The organism is Ligilactobacillus saerimneri (genome assembly GCF_036689625.1).
Lineage (GTDB): Bacteria > Bacillota > Bacilli > Lactobacillales > Lactobacillaceae > Ligilactobacillus > Ligilactobacillus saerimneri.
The window spans coordinates 917,505-940,026 of sequence record NZ_CP144759.1; the positions used below are offsets into that span (position 1 = coordinate 917,505).

The following is a 22,522-nucleotide window of genomic DNA, read 5'->3' on the forward strand; positions in this document are numbered from 1 at the left end:
TAATTCTTAAAGTTTCAAATCAAGATTAATATCTTTATAATCAATTGACTCTAGGGTAGTTACCCCTATTCCCAGCAAACGGACATCAATCACCGTAGCTTGAATCGCATCAAACAGCTTCTGGCCTTCTTCGACCAATTCTCCAACTTCTGTTGCTCCGTAATCTGCTAATGTGATCCGTTTCGTAAATGTCTCATAATCGCTATTCCTAACTTTTAAAACAATTGTCTTGCCATGTAGATGATGACGAGCTAACTCGCGGGTTACCCGTTGTGCCAACTTGGTTAATTCCGTCGTAACTTCAATCCGCGTCGTTAGCGGTTGGTCAAAGGTCCGTTCGCTACTAACTGACTTTCGTTGTGCCGTTGCAGCAACTGGACGACGATCTATTCCCCGTGCGCGTTCATAGAGGACATAACCGAACTTGCCAAATTCTTTGATCAAATCTGCTTGTTTCCACTGGTACAAGTCGGCACCATTTTGAATATTAAGTGCCAGCATTTTAGGCAAAGTCTTTTTCCCCACGCCCCGAAAGGCAGCAATTGGCAAGGGAAACAAGAAGGCTAGCGCATCCGTTGCGTCAATCACCGTATTTCCCGCTGGCTTGCAGTAATCTGAAGCTAATTTAGCCATGAACTTATTATAGGATATTCCCAGCGAACAATTTAACCCCGTTACTTGCTTGATATCATTCCTAATGGCCGCCGCTACCGCCACTGCTGATTCAAGCTGCTTTTTGTTTTGTGTGACGTCCAAATATGCCTCATCAAAAGCAACATATTCTACAATATCAGTATACTCATGAAAAATAGTATGAATCTGCTGGGAAACTTGTTTGTATTTAGCAAAGTCAGGTTGCTTAAAAACCGCGTGGGGACACAATTCCCATGCTTTTTGCGTACTCATCGCAGAATGAATTCCATAGCGCCGCGCATGGTAGTTAGCAGTCGCCACTACACCCCGTCCCCCTGTTTGGCGCGGATTTCTTCCCACTACCAAGGGGAGGTTACGCCACTCGGGATGATCCCGCATTTCCACGGCTGCATAAAAAGCATCCATATCAACATGAATTATCTTGCGCTCCTCCATGTTTGTCAGCTAAATCACCCCCTGCTTTACTGAGTAAACCTCATCTTTATTTTAGCATGAATACCGTTAAACTACCCATTCTTGCAACGCTGCTTCTAGGCGTTGTAGCAACTTGTTCTCACTAGGAACGGTAGTATTTAATGGTGCCATAGCAATCATTTGGATTTGTTCAGACGTGAGCTTTTTAAAGACAAAGGGGTACATAATTTGTAAGCGTAGTCTGACCTCACCTACTAAGGCTTCATTAGCTGTTGTCTGTAATGAGGTTAAAACTTTTTCCCCGATTTCAGTCTGTTTTACCGCAGGTAATTGGGCCGGAATAACCGTTACTTGCTCCTGGTTGAGATTGATTAATGCCACTTCTTCTGTCACACCCAACTGCCGGAGGTCATCGACAATACTTGCTCGTAGTATGGGGTGCACATTGCTATCAACCAGCCATTGGCGACTATAAGCAATAAAATCAGCAGTCGGCAAAGCATGGACCATAGCAAACAAATCCCGCTGTTCAAACACAGAATACGCTCCTAAGTATTGCCACTTCTTCTTTATTTCAGGATGTTCCTGCTGATAGCGAGTAAGAGTTGTCGCAACTACCTGTTGGCATGCTTCTTTTTCAGCAGATGTCATGTACGGTGTTAGCAGGATTAATAGCTGGACAACGTTAATATTTTTACCTGCCATAACACCTGCTTTCAGATACTTTGAAAATAGTGCATCATCAGCAATGTACTCGGCTAAGTAATCTGCAGCAATTGCGTAGGCATCGGCATACTGCTTGCCAGCAAAGGCAGCCGTAAACAGCAAATGGTTCGTCCGCATTGATTTTTTGCTGACATATGCTTGCAAGAATTTTTCATAAGCAGCGGCATAATTTTTTTGCTCTAAAAACTGCTCACCTGCAGTTACGTTAACATCCATATTTTCCTCCCCATAAGCCAAAAAACGAAGGTAACTCCGACCTTCGTTTTGACTACTTAGTTCTTTTTATTTTCTCCTGCTGAAGCCGGCTTCTTCCGTTGTGTCCGCCGAGCGCGATGTGCTTGTTTTTTCTTAGGTCCATCAGCCTTATTGTTGTTTTCACGCTTTTTAGGCCGTTTCTTGGTCCCCTTGCCTTTTGTAGAGCCTGAATTAGCATTGTCTTTCTTATTGGACTGACCTTTATTCCGCCGGTGGTTGTATTGGTTAACTTCCATAATTACCGGCAAGATAACAGGATGGCGTCCAGTTTGCTCATACAAGAAGTGATTCAATTTATCTCTAACATCTTGCTTCAACTGGCTCCAGTCAAATTCTTTATTATCAAGATTTTGTTGGACTGACTTACGGACAATCTCAGCACTTTCATTCATCAAGTCACGACTGTTCTTAACGTATACGAAACCGCGCGAAGTGATCTTTGGTGAATCAATAATTTTTCGCTTTCGCTGGTCAATCGTCACCACTGCGATGAAAATACCATCCTCAGACAACAGTTTCCGATCATGTAGAACGATATTACCAATATCACCCACACCAATACCATCAATCATCGTATTGCCAACCGTGATCTTTTCGGCCACAAGCATCTTACCCTTTTGATATTCTAAGACATCACCCTTGCTAAGAATGAAAATATCCTTCGGCGCAATTCCTAATTCTTTGGCCCATTCGGCATTAGCAGCCAATAGCCGGTATTCACCTTGAACTGGGACTACATACCGTGGTTGCAATAAGTTCATTAACAATTGCAAGTCGTTACGACTAGCATGCCCGGATGAGTTGATTTCGTCCGAAATTGCCTTGACTTCTGCGCCAGCGCGATAGATCATATCCCGAGTTTTAGCCACCATTGTTTCCATTGCATGTGATGGGGTCGTCGTGATGTATACCAAGTCACCCTTGTGCAATTCGATATTTTTGTGCCGCCGCAATGCCATTTTTTGTAGTGACTTTAATGGTTCGCCTGACCGTCCCGCTTCGAGAACCACAATTTGGTCATCTTTGTAGTTACCAATTTCGGAAATTGGTACTAGCAAATCATCTTCTGGCAAGTGGAGTTTGTCCAATCTGATGGCTGTTTGAACAATCTTTTCGAGGTCTCGTCCGGTCAAAAAGACCTTCCGTTCATTTTCCGCTGCCGCATTCAAAACCTGCTGAACCCGCAAGATATTAGAAGCTTTGCATGCTACAATAATCCGTCCAGCCTGGTATTCGAAGTTAGAACTGATCAGGTCAGCAATTTCATATTCATCAGCAACTTGTTGCCGGTTGTCAGTATTTTCTGCGTTGGCTGAATCTGACATCAAAGCCAACACCCCACTTTGCCCAATTTGGGCCAAGCGAGCGAAATCTGTTTGATATCCGGCAGCTGCCGTTTGATCAAACTTAAAATCACCAGTATATACAATGCTTCCTTCATCCGTGCCCAAGACAATCCCTAATGATTCAGGAATTGAGTGGGTCGTCTTGAAGAATGACACCGTTGCATGCTTAAAATCGATCTCTGTCTTCTCCGTCACCACATGGAAATCGTTGAATTTCTTAGCCTTGCTTTCACTTTCACAAGCAATCTTGGCTAATTCGATGGTTAGTTCCGATCCAAAAACCGGCACATCAAATTCGCTGACAAAATATGGCAAAGCCCCAATTGCATCAGCATGGCCGTGGGTTAAAAAGACCCCCGCAATATCTTTTTTGCGTGTCCGCAGATATTCAAAATCTGGAATCACAATATCAATACCAAGTAATTCGTTTTCTGGATACTTGAGTCCACAGTCTAAGATGAAGATTTCATCATTAATTTCAACAGCGTACATGTTTTTCGCATTTTCACGTACCCCGCCGAAAGGAATAATCTTAACTGAACTCATTATCTTACCTCACTTTATAGTTAGATTTTTAATTTCTTAAATAATTCTTGTTCTTGTTCCGCATTAAGCGTCAGGATAGGAAGCCGGCAACCACCTACGGCAACGTCGAGATGATTCAAAGCGGCCTTGGCTGGGCTTGGTGATGGGTGGGAGAACAATGCTCCCATTGCTGGCATTAACCGCCGCATAATAGCAGCTGCTTTAGCTGTATCATGAGCATCAAACGCATCATACATTTCTTTCATTTGATCACCATAAATATGACTGGCAACGGAGATGATCCCTTGTGCTCCAAACATCCGTGCATCTAAAGCATCAGCATCTTCACCACTGTAAACATAGAAGTCATCTGGTGTTAATTCAGCCAATTGGGCCAAGTTTTCGTTCCCTAGGCAATCCTTGATCCCAATGATGTTTTCATGTTGAGCTAACTGGACTGCCGTTGCTAAATTCATTTGAACCCCAGTTCTCCCAGGAATGTTGTACATAAAGATCGGCAAATTAACGTTGTCTGCCACAGTAGTAAAGTGAGCAATCATTCCTGCTTGGTCAGGCTTATTGTAGTACGGAACCACCACTAAGGCTGCGTCAACCCCAGCAATCTGCCCCACTTCGTTGGTAAAGGCAATTGTCTGTGCCGTATTGTTAGAACCTGTTCCCACAATCAATGGTACTCGCCCAGCAATGATTTCTGTGGCCCACTGAACCAGCTGAATCTTTTCATCATGGGTCAATGTTGGTGCTTCACCAGTCGTCCCCAACAATAATAAAGCTTCAGAACCATGGTCTAATAAATGGTTAATCAAGTTAGCTAGCAAGTCACGATCAATGTGGCCTGCTTGATTGAATGGAGTAACCATCGCAGTAATAATTCTTGCGTTATCAAAATTCATTTCTGTTACCTCTCTTCATTAAAAGAAACAGCAAATCAAGCTTCCTTTGCTGTCAAACCGTAAATCCTATCTTGAGTATATATTATAGCACACATTCACTTGGTAAAAGTTTATTGCATAAAAAAACAGCAAGGCGATAACACCTTGCTGGAAAAAAATATTAACGACGTAAGCCTAAACGCTTGATCAATTCACGATATGCTTGCAAGTCATTGTTCCGTAAGTAAGCCAAAAGGTTACGACGGTGACCAATCTTCTTCATCAAACCACGTTGAGAAGCGAAGTCCTTCTTGTGTTGCTTGATGTGTTCGTTTAATTCGTTAATATCAGCAGTTAAAACTGCGATTTGTACTTGGGCGGAACCAGTGTCGCCTTCGTGAGTTGCGTATTCAGCAATAATTCTGTTCTTTTCTTCTTTTGAAATAGCCATTGTCTATTTCCACCTTTCATTTTAAAGTCACCTCAAACCGAGTTGACCGCCGGTGAAGCGGGTGTACTAAGTAAGAGGTCGTTTTACAACATCACTTAATATACTAGAAGTCACCACAAAATGCAACTACCTCTTTGAAGAGTTCTGTCAAGGAAATAATCTTGACAGTTAATGATTTTTTTATTGCATTGTTGATAGTGCTCTTGTATAATGGTTAATGTTAAAAATTAATGATGACCGATACGGAATCATATAAGTAGGCGGAGGTGAATTTCATGCCAATCATCAAATCTGCAATCAAGCGCGTTAAGACTAACGAACAAGCTCGTTCTAAGAACGCAAGCCAAATGAGCGCAATGCGGACTGCTGTTAAGACTTTTGAAAAGGCTGTGACAGCTGGTTCTGATAACGTTGAAGCTTTGTTTAACAAAGCAGTTGCTGCCATCGATAAGGCACAAGCTAAGGGCTTAATCAAGGCTAACAAGGCTTCCCGTGATAAAGCACGTTTAGCTGCACGTTTAAATGCTAACAAGTAATTGAATAATTACCTTTTAAGAAAAGCGAGTAGGATAATTCCTACTCGCTTTTTTTAGCTGACATTTTTTCGTCTGCTAAATTCTAACATGAACAATTGGAACATTAATTCAGGATCCTGACGGCTGGATTTTAGTTTCTCTTCAATTTCAGCCAACCCCAAGTATGCTTCTTTCAAATCTTGCCGTGAAAAGTGGTTAGCCTTTTGCATAGCTAGCTTTACCCGGTATGGGTGGGTTTTGAGGACGGCGGCAATATTTCCCTGCGCATACCCATGCTTCCGTAAAATTTGCGTCTGCAACAATAAGCGGAACTGACTAATCAAGATCGAATTGATACTCAGGGGTTCAATCTTTTGCGTCAATAAATCATGATATACGCGGAGGGCAGCTGGAACATTTTTAGCGAGAACAATATCAACTAAGCGAAAAATATTCTGCTCCAATGTCTGGGTCACTACTGCATCAATGATTTTTTCTGTTATCTTTTTTTGTTCGCCAACTGCTACTTTGAGCTTGGGCAACTCATTCATCATTAACTGCAAACTCGCATCTGTTCGCTCTAAAATTAGGTCTAATGCTGCCCGATCAATCGTTAATCCTGCCTCAGTCACTTTGTTAGCAAAGTAATTGCGCACTGCAAATTCGTTCATTACACTGTTGTCAACAATGACTGCACTCTTCTTGAGTTGCTTAACAATTTTCTTGCGTTCATCGAGCTTTTTGTATGGCGCAAAGATCACCAAAACGGTTGAAGAAAGTGGTTTTTGGAGATAATCAGCAAAACTAGCTGTATCATGTTCAATCTTACCTTTAGTCTTTTCGCCTGTTAAAAATACCGGATTCTTGATTATTACCAACCGGCGCTCACCAAAAAATGGAATTGACATAGCATCGTCAGTTGCTTGGGCCAAGGGGGTAGTTTTCATATCGTATTGGCCAATATTAAAACTAGCTTGCTCACTAGCGATTAATCCCATGAACGCCTCTTTAATCGGGTTGAGAAAATAACTTTCCTCCCCCAACACCACGTAAACAGGTGCTACTTCTCCATGTTTTAGTTGTTCAAATAACTTGTTAATCGTAATAGTTCCTTTGTTAATTGCCATCTCATCACCTATTCTTTACTTGCATTCAGCCTGCTCATTGGGGGAAAACGTCATAATCTCCTCATGCCAGCCTTTTTTAATTTTGATCATCCCGACCTCTGCAGTATTCATAAATGGGATTTTTCTTTCGTTGAGTTTGGTAACTGTTTCTTCACTGGGATGATGGTAACGATTATTCCTTCCGGCTGATATTATTGCTAATTGTGGCTCAACTTGGCATAATAACTCATCACTAGTCGCCGTTTTACTCCCATGGTGACCCAGTTTAAGGTAGTCGACTTTAAGATCAGGATTCTGATGCAGGATCACTTTTTCTCCTACCTGGTCTAAATCACCAGAGAAAAAGAACCAACGTTGTTGCCAATTATATACTAGAACCATTGAATCTTCGTTTTTCCCCATTCCTTCTTGAGCCGGATGTAACACCGTCATGCCCCGAAATGGAAGTTTGCTCCCTGCAACCACTGGGTGAATAGTAGTAGGTTCTTGGATCTTATTACAAAAGTGTTGATTATGTTCCATCCCCCATGGGACATAAATTTCTCGAACAGTAATACGCCGCATTATACTTGGCATATTCCCTGTATGGTCTGTATCTTGGTGTGTCAATAATAATCCATCCAGATGGTCAATTCCCTGACTCAACAGATAGTTTACAATTATCGTTTCCCCATTCGTCCTTCCTGACGCACGTTGGCGCCACTGTTCACGGTTAAACGACACCTGTCCACCAGTATCGATCAGAACTACTTGCCGATTAAAACGCTGACGCAACAGAGTCGCATCTCCTTGTCCAATATCAAAATATACTACTTCATCACTTAAAGGAAAATGAATGATCCCATAATTAAGCAACAGCATGCTCATTAACAGTATCTTTACTATCTTTTTGCGGACTGCTACCTGATGATAGAGGAGCATACTTATCATACCAATAACAGTAATTAAGGCAGGTTTCCCATATGTAATCGTAGTTGGCCACTTAGCCATGCTTTCCCATACGGCAGATATGCCTTTCAAAATCTCCTCACACCCGTTAAATTCGCCAGGCCAAATGCTACCAGCAATTGTACTAGGTAAAATAAGTACCTGAAACACGGGCATGACCACTAGTGATAAGGGAATGGTGAGCCAATTCCACTGAAAAGTATGCCACACCAAGAGCGGAAAACTAACCAGATTTAGCCGGACACCTAGCCGTAAACTTGATATTTCTTGACTCAATAACAAGACCATCGTCAACAAATAACTTAACTCAAATCCCAGCATCTGCACCTGAAACGGACTCCACAATAGGTTACCTGATAGCACTACTGCCCATATGGTCAAGCTATGCACAGGATAATGTAAAATATCTCGCAAAAAGATCGTTAATTCGACCATTAAAACAGCCCGTATCAAACTAGGACTCTGGCCTGCTATAATTAAAAAAACTGGCAAGATCCCTAGTAATATCCAGTTGCTCGTTTCCCGACTAATATGAAGATACTGACCACACTTTTGAACGAGGGTAACCAAGTAAAAAACGTGCATGCCTGACAAGCAAAAAAGATATATCAAACCCAAACGCTGAATATCTGTATAGAGGGGCTCAGCTGTCTCGTTTATTCCCAAAAGCAACGCCTTACTGTACCATTTCAAGTAATACGGTAGTTTTTCCAGATATAACCGCCATTGCTGGCGCCAATGATGCACCATCCCTACTGGCGTCCCACGGGCAACAGCAACTCGCCGAATTTGCTTAATAGTCAAAACCCCCGCCAGTCTTTTGCTAGCTAGATAATGGCGGTAATCAAACTGGTTTTCATTGGTAGGCCCGCTAACTGGGCGCACTTGCCCAGCAATAGTCAATACCAGGTTGTGCTTATTTTGACAATAAAAGGCTTGCTCACGCTGATCGTGACAATAGTAGTAAGCTTGGACCCGAACCTTAGGTAGCTTTTTTTGCCCCACTAAAGTCCCGACCAATGCGACCCGATCACCGTCAACTTCGACATCATCAGCATAAACTTGAAGCTGAGCCTGAGTGACATTACCTGGGGGCAAGTTCAGGTCGTGGCTCCGCCAATTTAACCATGCAGTAGCAGTTATATTCCAGATGAGCCACACTATTAGCCAGGACTTTTGTTGGGCCCAAATGATCCGTAGTGTTAATAGCACCCATACTAAGGCAAATAATAGCTTGTGGCTACTAGTTACCAGTAGGCTAAGACAAACCGTAGCAAGAGCTAGATAAAATACTAGCTGTTGACGCAATATCTAAAACTTATCCTTAATAACGCTATTCAAGTAGCTTGGATCAACTGACACTTGTTCAACGGCAACGTGTTTCCGTTCCAGCAGTCGGATTGCATACTCATCGTTGTTGTAGTTGCGCAAATAATGGATCTTCTTGATTCCTGCCTGCAGTAAGGACTTGGTACACTGCAAGCATGGAAAATCAGTCACATAGATCTCGGCATCTGCTGTGGGAATACCAAACTTTGCACATTGGAGGACCGCATTCATTTCAGCATGAATTGTCCGCATACAGTGACCATCCCGAATGTAGCAACCAACATCGATACAGTGGTCGTCACCTGAAACAGCCCCGTTATACCCACCAGCAATAATTCGGTTGTCCCGTACAATGATCGCCCCGACTGACAAGCGTTCGCAGGTGCTCCGCATCGATAATAGAATTGCTTGTAACATAAAATATTGATTCCATGGAATCCGCTTATCCTTTTTCATCGCTAACTTCACCTCAGATTCATTTGTATAAAGTATAACATTGTCATTCTTATATCGTCAGTTGATCCTTAATACTTGTAAAGGTTTTTTCTCCTATGCCTGAGACCTGTTTGATCTCATCAATGCTTTTGAATGCTCCGTGCTCTTGCCGGTATGCCAGAATTTGTTCAGCTTTTTTCGGACCAATTCCCGTTAATTTAGTTAGGTCATCCTTGCTGGCTGTATTCAAATTAACTTTTCCTTCCGCAGTGGATGTACTAGTAGCGCCTGACGTCGGTGCTGTCGTTGTTGTCGCGGATGGTTGTTCAATAAAAGTTACGCACTCGCCCACTGTTTCCTCACCAACCCGGGGAATATAAATCACTGCCTGATCAGCTAATTTCTGGGCTAAGTTAACTCGCTGAATATCCGCTTGTTCCAATAATCCTCCCGCTCGTTGAATAACCGTGCTAACCCGTTCATTGCTAGCTATCTTATATACACCGGGATGTTTAATTGCACCTTTGATGTCAACATAAAGCGCTACTTCTTTAGTTGGGGAAGAACGCTTGGCTTCTGGCAATGTTGATGTAGCAACTCTAGTCGACAAAGAGGCCACCCGGGGCGTAACTGGTGCTTTGTGGCTAAATGTCCCCCACCGCCAACTAAAAATGATACCGATAGTAACTAATAAAAAAACAATCCCTCCATAAAGCAAGAACTGCTGCTTGTGCTCCTTAATCCATTCTGTTACATATTGCCACTGCATATTTTTCCTCCTTCCTAATAAACTAAATACGAAAAAAGCCTGCTAATACTAGCAGACTTTCAGGAAAATTATGCAGTTTTTTTCAAGTAAGCAATCGCATCATCTACTGATTTAACTGGCACTATTTTCATCTTAGTATGAATCTCTTTAGCTGTTTTTTGGGCCACCTCATAGTTGGATTCTTCGCCAGGATAATGCTCTTGGGGTGCAAAGAAAATTTGACAACCAGAACGAGCACAGGAAACAACCTTTTTGTCAACGCCACCGATTTCACCCACGCTACCATCCGGCGCAATGGTTCCGGTTCCGCCAACCTTTCTTCCCTGCAACAGATTGTGTTTACCTAGCTGTTCGTACATCTGCAGGGTCATCATCAAACCCGCAGAAGGTCCACCAATCGCTTCCATATTAGCGGTAATTTTGACCGGCGTCTTAACTTTTAGACGGTCACTCATAATGATCCCGATTCCGTACCGTTTACTGTCGCCTAATTTAACCGTGTGTCCGGTCAGTTGTTTTTCTTTTCCTTGGTGCAACACCGTTAGTGTTAACTTTCGTCCATGGCGGCCCCGGTTGACAGCTTTTTGGTAACCAGCCGCTGTGGTATATTGCTTCCCGTCAACCTTCTCAACCACGTCACCCACAGCTAGGCGCCCTTTAAACGAAGAATTCTTTTGTACTTGCATAACATAAATTCCTTGATATACCAAACGCGCTGGATAGTGACTCTTTTGCAGTGCAACATACTTGGCGTTGGCAACGGCACTATCCATATAGTACTTTTGAATTCGGGAATATTCTTGGTAATTGGTGTCTGTTCCCATAACTTCACTAGCAGACAAAACATCCGTATGGGGCTTAAAAAAGTGTATTACATACGTAAATGGGGTTGCCCGTTGCATTTGGACATACACTAATTGGTATTGCCCCCGCTTTTTCAAACGATGCCCATCCACTTTGATGAAGTGACTGATGTTTTCAGCACCACCAGGTGATTCAATATAATATGGCAACGGCAATAACATAAATAGCAATATGACTATTGCAGCTAAAATGCCACCAAATATTTTCTTCTTATTATTTTTGCGCATATTTTGCTCTCACCGCCTGTAATACTCGGGAAGAAAGCATCCCCGAAGCATCGCCCCCGAAGTGAACGATTTCTTTTACCATACTTGACGCAATAACACTGAACTCTGGCTCAGCAGGCATAAACAAAGTTTCAATCTGCGGATCAAGTTGGTGGTTCAACCCCGCAATTTGACGCTCAAATTCTGCATCGCTAGCACTGCGGATCCCCCGAACCATCAGCTGGATATCCAACTGGTGCAAAGCATTAACTGTCAACTGGTCAGCAAAACCATGAACCGTGACATTCTTTAGTGGCGCCACTTCACCAGCAACCAAGTCTACCCGTTCGTCCAGGGTAAACAGACTTTTTTTACTAGTGTTGGTCATTACCAAAACATGCACCTGGTCAAACAAGTTGGCACAACGTTGAATAATATTCAAATGTCCTTGAGTAATGGGATCGAAACTTCCAGGAATTGCTACATTGGTCATACTATTCAGCCCCTTTGTACTGATAAACGGTCACTAAAGTAATACCATACTTTGCTTGCCGTAAGCCCGCAAATTGTGGCAAATCTTGGGGCAAATCAGCCTCAAGATCTGTTTCACACACGATAACCGCACCTGGATTTAATAGTTTTTTAGTTACCATTTCGTCTAGCATCGCAATAATCTGCTGTTTTTTATACGGCGGATCTAGGAATACATAATCAAACGTAATCCCTTTTTTTACAAAATATTCTAGTGCCCGCCACGCATCCATTTTCAGGACTTTAAATTTATCGGGATTCTTTGTGACCGCGTTGTTATCCTTGATTACTTTTATTGCCTGATATTGCCGGTCGACTTGGTAGGCGGCAGTCATCCCCCGAGAAACTCCTTCAATACTCAGCCCACCACTACCTGCAAACAAGTCCAATGCCACACCACCCGCAAAATATGGGCCAATAATATTGAACATTGCTTCTTTCACTTTGTCAGTTGTGGGACGCGTCTTCATCCCCGGCACCGCCTTGAGCCGGCGACCACGGTATTCACCTGAAATAATTCTCATTTCTCTTCACTCTGATCCTTAATTTTTTCTTGGTCTTCTTCTGTCAGTCGATATTTACTCAGCGTTTCATCAAAATTCATATTAATTTGATTCCGCGGTGAAACGACTACTTTTTTCACAAAGCCAAGTTGCTTGAGCCGTTGTACATTGCTAGTAACTTGATCCTGATCCATGTAAATCACCACATACTTCATCCGCCGCGAAACATATATGATATCTCCAAAGCGACGCAGTTGTTTACTCTGACGAAGATGGCTAATAAAGACACTCACACTTTGGCGCTTTTTCATCTCAAAGTCGGCCACACTACTCCCCCTCTCTCTACTTATATCCAAAAAACAGAGCAACATTGACGTAGCTCTGTTAATCAATTTTTTTACTTGCTTGGTTCCATCTCAATCAAGAGATCTTGTGGCTGTAACACATCACCGTTTTTCACGTAAATGTGCTTAATAATTCCGGTAAACGGTGCTTTAATTGTTGTTTCCATCTTCATTGCTTCAGTTACAATAAGTGATTCACCCTTAGCGACCGTCTGTCCTGTTTCAACTAACACTTGTAATACTGACCCACTCAAAGTTGCCCCGATATGGTTAGGATTAGTTGGTTCAGCCTTAGGAATTGTGACTACTGCGCTATGGCTATCCTTATCATGAATTGTAATTTGGATGGTTTGCCCGTTCAAGGAATAGAATAATGTCCGATCGCCCTTTTCATCTGGTTTAGAAATGGAATTTAATTTAACAATCGAAGTCTTCCCTGGACCATAGTTAATGTGCACAGTTTCGCCGGGACGCATCCCTTGATAGAAGGTAGTCGTATCCAAAGCTGCCATTTCCCCAAAGCGTTCAATATTGTTACGGTAATCCATAAATACTTTTGGATATAGGATGTAGCTGATAACTTCTTCTTCACTCGGTGTGCGCCCTAACTTAGTTTTCAACTCGGCATTTACTTCCGCAAAATCAACTGGTTTAGCCAAACTCCCTGGCCGCACCGTGATCGCAGGCCGACCCTGCAGGACGATTTCTTGCAACTTCTTTGGGAAGCCTCCAACTGGTTGCCCTAAGTCACCTTCAAAGAAGGCAACCACTGAGTCAGGGAAGTCCAAGTTGCGTTCGCCACTGAGAATCATCTCAGGAGTCAGGTTGTTTTGGATCATGAAGATGGCAAAGTCACCAACAACTTTAGAACTTGGCGTAACTTTAACAATATCACCTAACATTTGGTTAACTGTTCGATATGCTTCCTTGACCTGTTCAAAGTCTTTGATCCCCAAGGCTTTAGCCTGTTGTTGCAAGTTGGAATACTGTCCACCAGGCATTTCAGTTTGATAAATGTCCGTCTGTGGTGCAGTGATCCCATTCATAAAGTCCTTATAGAATGGCTTGACCCCAGCCCAGTAGCGGTTCATCCGTTCTGCTTGCTCGATATCTAACTGTGGTTGCCGGTCATCATCTGCAAGGGAGTAATAGAAACTCGTCATACTTGGCTGACTAGTAGTCCCCGCTAAAGCACTAGCTGCCACATCAACGATGTCAACCCCAGCCCGAGTAGCTTGAACATAAGTTGCCACACCATTACCTGTCGTATCATGGGTGTGGAGGTGAACTGGTACATCCAACCGACTCTTGAGCTCACCGATCAATTCGTAAGCAGCCTTAGGCTTTAGGAGTCCGGCCATATCTTTGATCCCGATCATGTTAGCCCCAGCGTCAACTAACTGTTGCGCTAAGTGCAGGTAGTAGTCAAGGGTGTACTTATTTTCATCTGGATTCAAAATATCCCCTGTGTAACACATGGTCCCTTCGGCAATTTTCCCGGTATCACGCACAAATTGAATACTCTTTTCCATTTGGGCAACCCAGTTTAAACTGTCAAAAATTCTAAAGACGTCAATACCATTAGCAGCACTCTTATGTAAGAATTCTTTGATGGCATTGTCAGGATAGTTTTGATAGCCAACGGCATTGGACCCCCGTGTTAACATTTGGAGCAATGTATGAGGCATCGCTTTTCTCATCTTCTTGAGCCGTTCCCATGGATCTTCATTTAAGAAGCGGTACGCCACATCGAAGGTTGCTCCGCCCCAAACTTCAGCTGAAAAGACATTCGGCATCAGCTTTTCGTACTGTTCAATTACCGGCAACATGTCTTTAGTCCGCATCCGGGTCGCAAACAAACTTTGGTGCGCATCTCGCATCGTTGTATCTGTCAATAATACCCGTGATTGTTGCTTGACCCAGTCCATCACTGCTGTCGCCCCTGACTGAGTTAATAAGTCCTTAGGAGTAACCAAGTGGGCTGGTTGAGCAGCAGGCCCATCTTCCAAGTGAACGTCTGGAACAAAGACTTTTTCATGCCGGGTAACACCGGGGAAACCATTGACAGTAACATCCCCGATGTAACGTAATAATTGGATGTCATGGTTAGGCCGGTGATTATTTTCAAATAATTCGGGTGTTTCGTCAATAAAAGTGGTGTAGCCTTGACCAGCTAAAAAGACTGGGTGGGCAATAACCCGTTTCATGAAATCAATATTAGTCTTGACCCCCGTGATGTTAAATTCATCCAATACCCGGAGCATCTTCGCCGCTGTTTCAGCAAATGTCCGTCCCTGCACACATGCCTTAACCAGCAGGGAATCAAAGAATGGTGAGATCACAGCTCCTGCATAGACATTTCCCCCATCTAAGCGGACGCCATTACCACCAGGAGACCGATAAGTTTCAAGCTTACCAGTATCAGGCATAAAGTTATTTTCTGGGTCTTCAGTGGTTACCCGGCATTGAATAGCATAACCCCGATACTGGAGATCAGCTTGGCTAGGTAAACCAATATCAGCAAATAAGTCTTGCCCGGCCGCAATCTTGATTTGGGCTTGCACAATATCAATTTCAGTAATCATTTCACTGACAGTGTGTTCTACCTGTACCCGGGGGTTAACTTCGATGAAGTAAAAATCATCATTGGTTACTAAGAATTCAACCGTCCCCGCATTTTGATAGTGGACTGATTCCATCAAATGCACGGCCGCCTGGCAGATTTCTGCCCGCCGTTCTGGGGTCAGTGACAAACTAGGAGCAAATTCGATTACTTTTTGGTTCCGTCGTTGAATAGAACAATCACGTTCAAAGAGGTGCAAGACATGACCATGTTGGTCAGCTAGAATCTGCACTTCAATATGCTTAGGGTGTTCCAAGTATTTTTCAACATACATGTCACTTTCCCCAAATGATTGTTGGGCTTCACTTTGTGAGCGATCATAGGCTTCTTGGAGCTCAGCTTCATTGTGGACGATCCGCATCCCACGGCCACCGCCACCCATCGCAGCTTTAAGCATGATCGGATAGCCATGGGTAGCCCCAAATTCCTTGGCTTCGGCCACCGTTGCGATCGGATCTTTCGTCCCAGGGATGGTTTTCAGACCAGCTTGTTCGGCTACTTGCTTAGCCTTGATCTTATCCCCAAAGATTTCCAAATGTTCAACTTTAGGCCCAATAAAGATAATTCCGTTGTCGTGACATTTTTGGGCAAATTCTTCATTTTCAGATAAGAAACCATAGCCGGGGTGGATCGCATCAACATGTGTTTTTTTAGCCACTTCAATGATAGCGTCCATATCCAGATAAGCCTCAATTGGTTTCTTACCCTGACCGATCTCATAGGCTTCATCCGCTTTAAAACGGTGAACCCCATATTCATCTTCGTGTGCATACACTGCAACGGTTGCAATTCCCAATTCATGACATGCACGAATAATCCGAATGGCAATTTCGCCACGGTTAGCAATTAAAACCTTCTTAATTTCCATAGTAATCGTTTCATCTCCCTAAATGTCTTTAGTAGCAGAAATCAAATCAATTTCACGGTTGCGCCGCTGGTTAGCAGAGATATTCATCACTATCCCTAAAGATAGCGATAAAACAATCATACTTGACCCCCCGTAGGAAACAAACGGCAAGGTAACCCCCGTGATTGGAATCAAACCACTTACACCACCAATATTAAACAACGCTTCGGCCATCATAAATGTTCCAATTCCGTAACAAACCAAGCTATTATATGTATTTTTGGAGCGAATCCCGATCAAAATAATCCGGCAAATGATCCATGCTAACAGGCTCAGTACAACTAAGGTCCCAATAAAACCGATTTCTTCGGCTATTACTGAGAGAATAAAATCAGTATATGGTTCAGGTAGGTAACCACGTTTTTGAATACTATTACCCAACCCGCGACCGATAAACCCACCGTTGCTAATCGCATAGTATGAGTTAACCAACTGCTTCCCTTCAGCATTTGAATACTGGAACGGATTGAAATATGCTGTAAATCGCCGATACATATACTCTAGTCTACCAGAAAATGGATTGAAAAAGCGCATTAACTGTGAGAGTAAAATCACTCCCAGGGCTAAGCCCCCTAACACTTTAACTGACCACCGGTAATCACGCCGGCTCGCCAACCATAGAATTAAAACAATGCAACTGTTGATCATGAACCCTCCTAAGTCCGGTTCGATCAAGATCAACAATAACAACCCTGCTATCGCAATATATCTGATATGCTCGGCAGTCAATTTTCCCCAAACAGGAGCCGGGTCCGGTAGTCGGAGATAAATTCGTTGTTCCCTTTGGGCTAGCAAGCGAGCACAATACAAGCTTAGAAAAAGTTTGCAAAATTCCGAAGGCTGAATGCTAATCGGCCCCATATTAATCCAACCAGCAGCCCCGTTAACTGCGCCAGACATCCGTGCCCAAACCAGTCCAAGAAGGACCACACCATAACCAATCCCCATCAATTTATTGCTAACTAACATCGAGGGATTAATATGCGTTGCTACTAAAGTGCAAAAAATTCCTAAAAATGCAAATACCAGTTGCTTGTTCAAGTAACTGTTCGCTGCCATATCGGTATAGGATAAATTAATTGAACTGGCCGAATAAACCATTACTACCCCGATCATACAGAGAATAACGTAGGGAATAAATAAATATAAATCTAGATACTTAATTTTTTGTCGTATGTTTTTTATCATTTTTCTTACTTCTATTTAAAATATGCTTGAATAAATTATATCGTTTACGGTTTGGCAAGACAAGAACTGCTAGTTATAATAAAAAACTCTCAAATAAAATTAAAATTCTCTCCTCGCTTTAGTTTTCCTCCTCCCCACGACATATAGAAAAATTGGCGCATTGGTTTCCCCAGCTTTAAAATCAGGCTTTTGCTTAATTAGGCACATATTTTACTATATCCCCTGTGTCCCATGACCAAAATGAATTCTTGGTGCGATTACTTTTTAAAATAACGTTTCTTTTTTAAAAATTCACGACAATAAAAAAATCCCCATCCAAAATGGATGAGGAATATTTGCAATTGTATTTCAATTAGTCGTTGTTAGCAGCCTTCATTGCCCGCTTAGCAGCCTTTTCACGTTCACTCGTGTTGAGGATCCGCTTCCGTAGCCGCAAGTGATTTGGTGTTACTTCCAACAATTCATCTTCGTTCAAGAATTCCATTGATTCTTCTAAAGTCAGATGAGTTGGCTTCTTGATCTTGGCTGTTTCGTCCTTGGCAGCTGCCCGAACGTTAGTCAAGTTCTTACCTTTAGTAATGTTAACGGAAATATCACGTTCACGAGAAGATTGACCAACGATCATTCCTTCGTAAACATCAGTTCCGGGATCAGTAAAGATTGTTCCCCGGCCTTCAATCCCCATGATTGCATAAGTAGTGGCCTTGCCTTGGTTGATTGAAACCAAAGCACCGTTCCGCCGTCCTGGGTTCCAGTTCTTGATAACTGGCTTGTATTCTGAGAAAGTGTGGTTCAAAATACCGTAACCCCGTGTCATGGAAAGGAAGTGTGAATCGTAACCAATCAAACCACGAGTTGGAACTGAGAAGGTTAACCGGGTAGTCCCGTTACCGTTTGGTTCCATGTTGGTCATTTCACCCTTACGTTGAGCCAAGGAGTCAATGATTGAACCAGAATATTCATCTGGTGTATCAATCACAACATTTTCAAATGGTTCAGATAATTGACCATCAATATCACGGTAAATAACTTTTGGCCGAGAAACAGATAATTCAAAGCCTTCACGCCGTAATGTTTCAATCAAGATTGACAAGTGAAGTTCCCCACGACCGGATACAATCCATGCATCTGGAGAATCAGTATCTTCAACCCGCAATGAAACGTCAGTGTGCAATTGCCGTTTCAAACGGTCTTCCAACTTCCGTGCAGTTACGTGTTCACCGTCTTGACCAACAAATGGTGAGTCACTTTGCATGAAAGTCATTTGCAAAGTAGGTGGGTCGATCCGCAAAATAGGCAAAGCTTCTGGGTGATCAACTGGTGTGATAGTTTCCCCAACGTTGATATCTTCCATACCAGAAACAGCAATCAAGTCACCTGCTTTAGCTTCTTTGATTTCTAACCGCTTCAAACCAAAGAAACCAAACAACTTAGTAACCCGGAAGTTCTTTTGGGAACCATCTAACTTCATAACAGTAACTTGGTCTCCGACCTTGATCTTACCCCGGAAAACACGTCCGATCCCAATCCGACCAACGAAGTCATTGTAGTCCAGCATTGCAACTTGGAATTGTAATGGTTCATCTGAGTTGTCCACTGGTGCCGGGATTGTATCCAGAATGGTATCAAAGATTGGATCCATAGTATGTTCTTGGGTAGCTAAGTCAGAATCTAAAGAACTAGTCCCGTTAACAGCAGATGCATAAATCACTGGGAAGTCTAATTGATCTTCATCAGCCCCTAATTCGATAAAGAGGTCTAACACTTCGTCTACCACTTCTTCTGGACGAGCACCTTCACGGTCAACCTTGTTGATAACTACGATTGGTGTCAAGTGTTGTTCTAACGCCTTCATCAACACGAAACGTGTTTGTGGCATCGTTCCTTCAAAAGCGTCGACAATCAAGAGAACGCCATCAACCATCTTCATGATCCGTTCTACTTCGCCCCCGAAGTCAGCGTGCCCTGGTGTATCAAGGATGTTAATTTGCTTACCTTTATACTTAACGGCTGTATTCTTGGACAGGATAGTGATACCCCGTTCCTTTTCAATTGCGTTGGAGTCCATCGCCCGATCAGCGATTTCAGTATGTTCATCCAAAGTATCTGATTGCTTCAACATTTCGTTAACCAAAGTAGTTTTACCGTGGTCAACGTGAGCGATGATTGCAACATTACGAATGTCTTCCCGTAATTTCAACTTTTTCTCTTCCCTTCGGTGTAAATTTTCATATTAAATAATGTAAGCGCTGGAAAGCATTTTTCAATAACTCACTGCTATAAAAAAACTGTGACATCCGTCACAGCCGTTTGGCTACCTATGAATTAGCAACACGAATTACTTCAGCTGCAGTGCGCTTAGTTGCTACTAATACAGTTGTTGATGATAGCATATCTAGCGCGCTACCGTCAATTTTTTTCACAGTTAATCCCAGACTTTCAGCAATAATTCTCCCCGCGGCGAAATCCCACGGATGGAGGTAGGACAAGTAACCCGTGGTTTTGCCTGTTAAAACACTGATAAATTCCATTCCGGCACTACCGTTAACCCGAATGCCGAATGCTCTTTGACCGAGTTCTTGGGAATGATAATTGTTCGATAGGATCATCCGACTACCAACTCCCAACAGTCCCTGCTCAAGGCTCAGATCCGCCGGGGGCAATAATGGCTGCTCATTGCGATAAGCACCCACTTCTGGCCCACCCCAATAAAGGTCATTATTGACTACATCCAAAATAAATCCGACCACTGGATTGCCATCCTGATAGACAGCTACCATACTGGCAAAGTTATCCTGTTGCTTAACAAAATTCATCGTTCCATCTACCGGATCAATGATCCACATCATTCCTTCTTGGGTATAATTATGGATGCTTTCTTCACCAAAAAAGTGAGCCTCAGGATAAGCTTGCTTGATTTGGGTAATATAATACTGCTCAACCTGGCGGTCAATGTTGGTTACTAAGTCATGGGGACCTGTCTTGGTGGTGACATCGATTCCTTCATTTAAGCCGTCCAGCATCATTTGCCGAGCTGTGTCCATCCACTGCCGCACCTGTTGTTTGATCTGTAACGCTTCTACCATAATTACATCCTCCCCGAAGCGATTCTTACGAGTTTATTATTTTGCTGTTCTTCGTAGGCTTTGACTGCCTGATAAATGCTTAACCCACTGGCAGCTTGGAATTGACGATCGAGTTGTTTTTGTCGCATCTTGGATGGTTCCACCTGGCGGTATGCGTCTAAATGGCGGGCAAATTCTGACGGTTTAATTCCAGTTGTGTAAACTTTTTCCACTGTCGCAAAAAAATCAACCATGATGATAATTTCGTCCGTAGTCCAATCATCGAATAACGGGTATGCGTAATTCTCTTTCATTGCCGTTTCTCCTCTGATACTGCTAAAGTTCTTACTCAAATTATGGACTATTTCATATTTTTTAACAAGCATTAGCCTGCTACTTGGGTCATCGTTTTAACAGCATTATTACTTGCCATAGATAATAGGAAAGAATTATTCGAAATAGTTTACCTCCCCTCGCGGTTACCACCCCAGTATAATTATCCCGTGTTTGGCATGAAACTTTTTAACTGGGGTCTTTTTCTGCATTCCAGCCACAAGTGAACACGCAAAACACACGTCAGCCATCATTAAATGTGATATGATAAGTTAGATACCAATTAAGGAGGAAGATAACCTTGATTACAATGCATGATATTATTCGTGATGGTAATCCCACTTTACGGGCACGGGCTCAAGAACTTACTTTCCCGTTAAGTGATGAAGAAAAGGAATTAGCCCACCAAATGATGGAATTCCTTGAAAATAGCCAAGATCCTGAAATTGCTAAGAAATACCGTTTACGCGCTGGGGTTGGTCTCGCCGCTCCGCAGGTTAATGTTTCCAAGCGGATGACAGCAGTCCTCATTCCCGGACCAGACGATGAAATCATCTTCAAACATGTTTTGGTCAACCCGACTATCATCTCTGAATCCGTTCGCTTAGCGGGTTTGGCTGAAGGTGAAGGTTGCCTGTCAGTTGACCGGGATATTCCTGGCTATGTTTTGCGGCACCAAAGAATCAAATTACGCTGGTTCGACTTAGAGGGTAATGAACACGTTGAACGTCTCCGTGACTATCCAGCCATCGTATGCCAACACGAGATTGATCACTTGAACGGCATTCTCTTCTATGACCACATTAACAAGAAAGATCCATTTGCTGCTCCCGATGATGCTGTTATTCTCGGCTAATATTGCACCAAAAAAGTCCGTAACGACCCAATGATCGTTGCGGACTTTTAGTATCTGTGCGTGATCTTTAATTATTTTCATGCTCCGGAGCGGCAATATCATGTAGATATTCACTGGTTGCACGGTTAACTACGTATGAGATATCCAGATGTAAAACATCAGCTAACACCCAAATATCAGAAACTACAAAGGGCGGTTCCTCCTGGTAGCCAACTATTCGTTGGTCGTGGGCGTACTGGGTCAACAACGCTCCCAATGCCTGGCGGATAGCTGGTAAATCCTGCACACTGAGTTGAACTCCGGGCAAAGAATACTCAAAGGCCATGACCCCCTTGCCCCAAACATCGGCCAAAAGTTCCGCATTATTATCTATATGGTACTTTTTGCCATCAAAATTTTCCGTTTGCACCTGGGGCAAACACGTACTTAGGGCTTGATTGACTTGTTTAAGACTCGCACTCTGTAAGACTTTTAGCGCCTTAACCCGCCGGCGTTTTTGCAAAAGAATCAGCAAAACGACCAGCATAAGCACTGCAACTACCAATATTACTTTCATTGCTTTCACCCTTTCAATTTAATTATAGACTAGGTATCTTCACCTGGCTACTTCATCCCTGGCAACTTTGCTAATGTGCGATAAAGAAGTAATAGAAGTGTAAAAAATTTTGCCGTTCCTATCCGGCACTTAGGGCTGTGTCGGATAGGTCAGGCGTTA

General features: G+C 42.9%; 21 protein-coding genes. 2 read left to right on the forward strand and 19 right to left on the reverse strand.

Features of this window, described 5'->3' with window-relative positions; genetic code table 11:
- Positions 1–6: 6 nt before the first annotated feature.
- The 5 genes from dinB to rpsO all read right to left on the reverse strand — a co-directional run bounded on the left by dinB (position 7) and on the right by rpsO (position 5,264).
- The gene (gene dinB / locus V3C97_RS04430; RefSeq protein WP_180848370.1) at positions 7–1,089 is read right to left on the reverse strand and encodes a DNA polymerase IV; all 1,083 of its coding nucleotides are present in this window, start codon (positions 1,087–1,089) and stop codon (positions 7–9) included.
- A 66-nt stretch (positions 1,090–1,155) separates the two neighbouring features.
- Positions 1,156–2,010 (reverse strand): hypothetical protein, encoded by an 855-nt coding sequence (locus V3C97_RS04435; protein WP_338433853.1) that lies wholly within the window; start codon positions 2,008–2,010, stop codon positions 1,156–1,158.
- Between the two features lie 56 nt (positions 2,011–2,066).
- On the reverse strand, positions 2,067–3,941 hold the full coding sequence (locus V3C97_RS04440; protein ID WP_338433854.1) for a ribonuclease J: 1,875 nt from the start codon (positions 3,939–3,941) through the stop codon (positions 2,067–2,069).
- Positions 3,942–3,961: 20 nt separating this feature from the next.
- The gene (dapA, locus tag V3C97_RS04445; RefSeq protein WP_027826792.1) at positions 3,962–4,834 is read right to left on the reverse strand and encodes a 4-hydroxy-tetrahydrodipicolinate synthase; all 873 of its coding nucleotides are present in this window, start codon (positions 4,832–4,834) and stop codon (positions 3,962–3,964) included.
- Between the two features lie 160 nt (positions 4,835–4,994).
- Positions 4,995–5,264 carry a 30S ribosomal protein S15 gene (gene rpsO / locus V3C97_RS04450; protein ID WP_009551811.1) on the reverse strand — a complete coding sequence of 90 codons (270 nt, stop codon included), beginning with the start codon at positions 5,262–5,264 and terminating at the stop codon, positions 4,995–4,997.
- 275 nt (positions 5,265–5,539) lie between these two features.
- On the opposite strand from rpsO, the gene rpsT reads away from it, so the two are divergent.
- On the forward strand, positions 5,540–5,800 hold the full coding sequence (gene rpsT, locus V3C97_RS04455; RefSeq protein WP_009551813.1) for a 30S ribosomal protein S20: 261 nt from the start codon (positions 5,540–5,542) through the stop codon (positions 5,798–5,800).
- A 53-nt stretch (positions 5,801–5,853) separates the two neighbouring features.
- Here the strand turns inward: rpsT and holA are convergent, their stop codons facing one another.
- The 13 genes from holA to V3C97_RS04520 all read right to left on the reverse strand — a co-directional run bounded on the left by holA (position 5,854) and on the right by V3C97_RS04520 (position 20,932).
- Positions 5,854–6,906, reverse strand: coding sequence for a DNA polymerase III subunit delta (gene holA, locus V3C97_RS04460; protein WP_338433855.1), 1,053 nt, complete (start codon positions 6,904–6,906; stop codon positions 5,854–5,856).
- Positions 6,907–6,921: 15 nt separating this feature from the next.
- Positions 6,922–9,162: a DNA internalization-related competence protein ComEC/Rec2 gene (locus V3C97_RS04465; protein ID WP_338433856.1), complete on the reverse strand. Its 2,241-nt coding sequence runs from the start codon at positions 9,160–9,162 to the stop codon at positions 6,922–6,924.
- Positions 9,163–9,165: 3 nt separating this feature from the next.
- On the reverse strand, positions 9,166–9,639 hold the full coding sequence (locus V3C97_RS04470; RefSeq protein ID WP_009551819.1) for a ComE operon protein 2: 474 nt from the start codon (positions 9,637–9,639) through the stop codon (positions 9,166–9,168).
- A gap of 49 nt (positions 9,640–9,688) precedes the next feature.
- Entirely contained in the window at positions 9,689–10,387 is a 699-nt protein-coding gene (locus V3C97_RS04475) for a helix-hairpin-helix domain-containing protein (protein ID WP_338433857.1), read from the reverse strand.
- A gap of 68 nt (positions 10,388–10,455) precedes the next feature.
- Positions 10,456–11,478 (reverse strand): SepM family pheromone-processing serine protease, encoded by a 1,023-nt coding sequence (locus V3C97_RS04480; protein ID WP_338433858.1) that lies wholly within the window; start codon positions 11,476–11,478, stop codon positions 10,456–10,458.
- The gene (coaD, locus tag V3C97_RS04485) at positions 11,465–11,950 is read right to left on the reverse strand and encodes a pantetheine-phosphate adenylyltransferase (RefSeq protein ID WP_338433859.1); all 486 of its coding nucleotides are present in this window, start codon (positions 11,948–11,950) and stop codon (positions 11,465–11,467) included. Before coaD ends, V3C97_RS04480 begins: the two co-directional genes overlap by 14 nt.
- 1 nt (position 11,951) lies before the next feature.
- Positions 11,952–12,512 (reverse strand): 16S rRNA (guanine(966)-N(2))-methyltransferase RsmD, encoded by a 561-nt coding sequence (rsmD, locus tag V3C97_RS04490; protein WP_283146802.1) that lies wholly within the window; start codon positions 12,510–12,512, stop codon positions 11,952–11,954.
- Positions 12,509–12,817 carry a YlbG family protein gene (locus V3C97_RS04495; protein WP_009551828.1) on the reverse strand — a complete coding sequence of 103 codons (309 nt, stop codon included), beginning with the start codon at positions 12,815–12,817 and terminating at the stop codon, positions 12,509–12,511. The genes rsmD and V3C97_RS04495 overlap by 4 nt, the downstream gene beginning before the upstream one ends.
- Before the next feature lie 71 nt (positions 12,818–12,888).
- Positions 12,889–16,320, reverse strand: coding sequence for a pyruvate carboxylase (locus V3C97_RS04500; RefSeq protein WP_338434545.1), 3,432 nt, complete (start codon positions 16,318–16,320; stop codon positions 12,889–12,891).
- A gap of 24 nt (positions 16,321–16,344) precedes the next feature.
- Positions 16,345–17,553: an FtsW/RodA/SpoVE family cell cycle protein gene (locus tag V3C97_RS04505; protein WP_338433860.1), complete on the reverse strand. Its 1,209-nt coding sequence runs from the start codon at positions 17,551–17,553 to the stop codon at positions 16,345–16,347.
- Between the two features lie 352 nt (positions 17,554–17,905).
- Positions 17,906–19,753, reverse strand: a complete 1,848-nt coding sequence (gene typA / locus V3C97_RS04510; protein ID WP_009551834.1) for a translational GTPase TypA — start codon at positions 19,751–19,753, stop codon at positions 17,906–17,908.
- Between the two features lie 118 nt (positions 19,754–19,871).
- Positions 19,872–20,639 (reverse strand): inositol monophosphatase family protein, encoded by a 768-nt coding sequence (locus tag V3C97_RS04515; RefSeq protein WP_027826801.1) that lies wholly within the window; start codon positions 20,637–20,639, stop codon positions 19,872–19,874.
- A gap of 2 nt (positions 20,640–20,641) precedes the next feature.
- Positions 20,642–20,932: a UPF0223 family protein gene (locus V3C97_RS04520; RefSeq protein ID WP_009551838.1), complete on the reverse strand. Its 291-nt coding sequence runs from the start codon at positions 20,930–20,932 to the stop codon at positions 20,642–20,644.
- Between the two features lie 320 nt (positions 20,933–21,252).
- On the opposite strand from V3C97_RS04520, the gene def reads away from it, so the two are divergent.
- Positions 21,253–21,807, forward strand: coding sequence for a peptide deformylase (gene def, locus V3C97_RS04525; RefSeq protein ID WP_009551840.1), 555 nt, complete (start codon positions 21,253–21,255; stop codon positions 21,805–21,807).
- Between the two features lie 67 nt (positions 21,808–21,874).
- Here the strand turns inward: def and V3C97_RS04530 are convergent, their stop codons facing one another.
- Complete coding sequence (locus tag V3C97_RS04530) at positions 21,875–22,363, reverse strand: hypothetical protein (RefSeq protein ID WP_027826802.1); 489 nt, start codon at positions 22,361–22,363, stop codon at positions 21,875–21,877.
- Between the last annotated feature and the right edge of the window lie 159 nt (positions 22,364–22,522).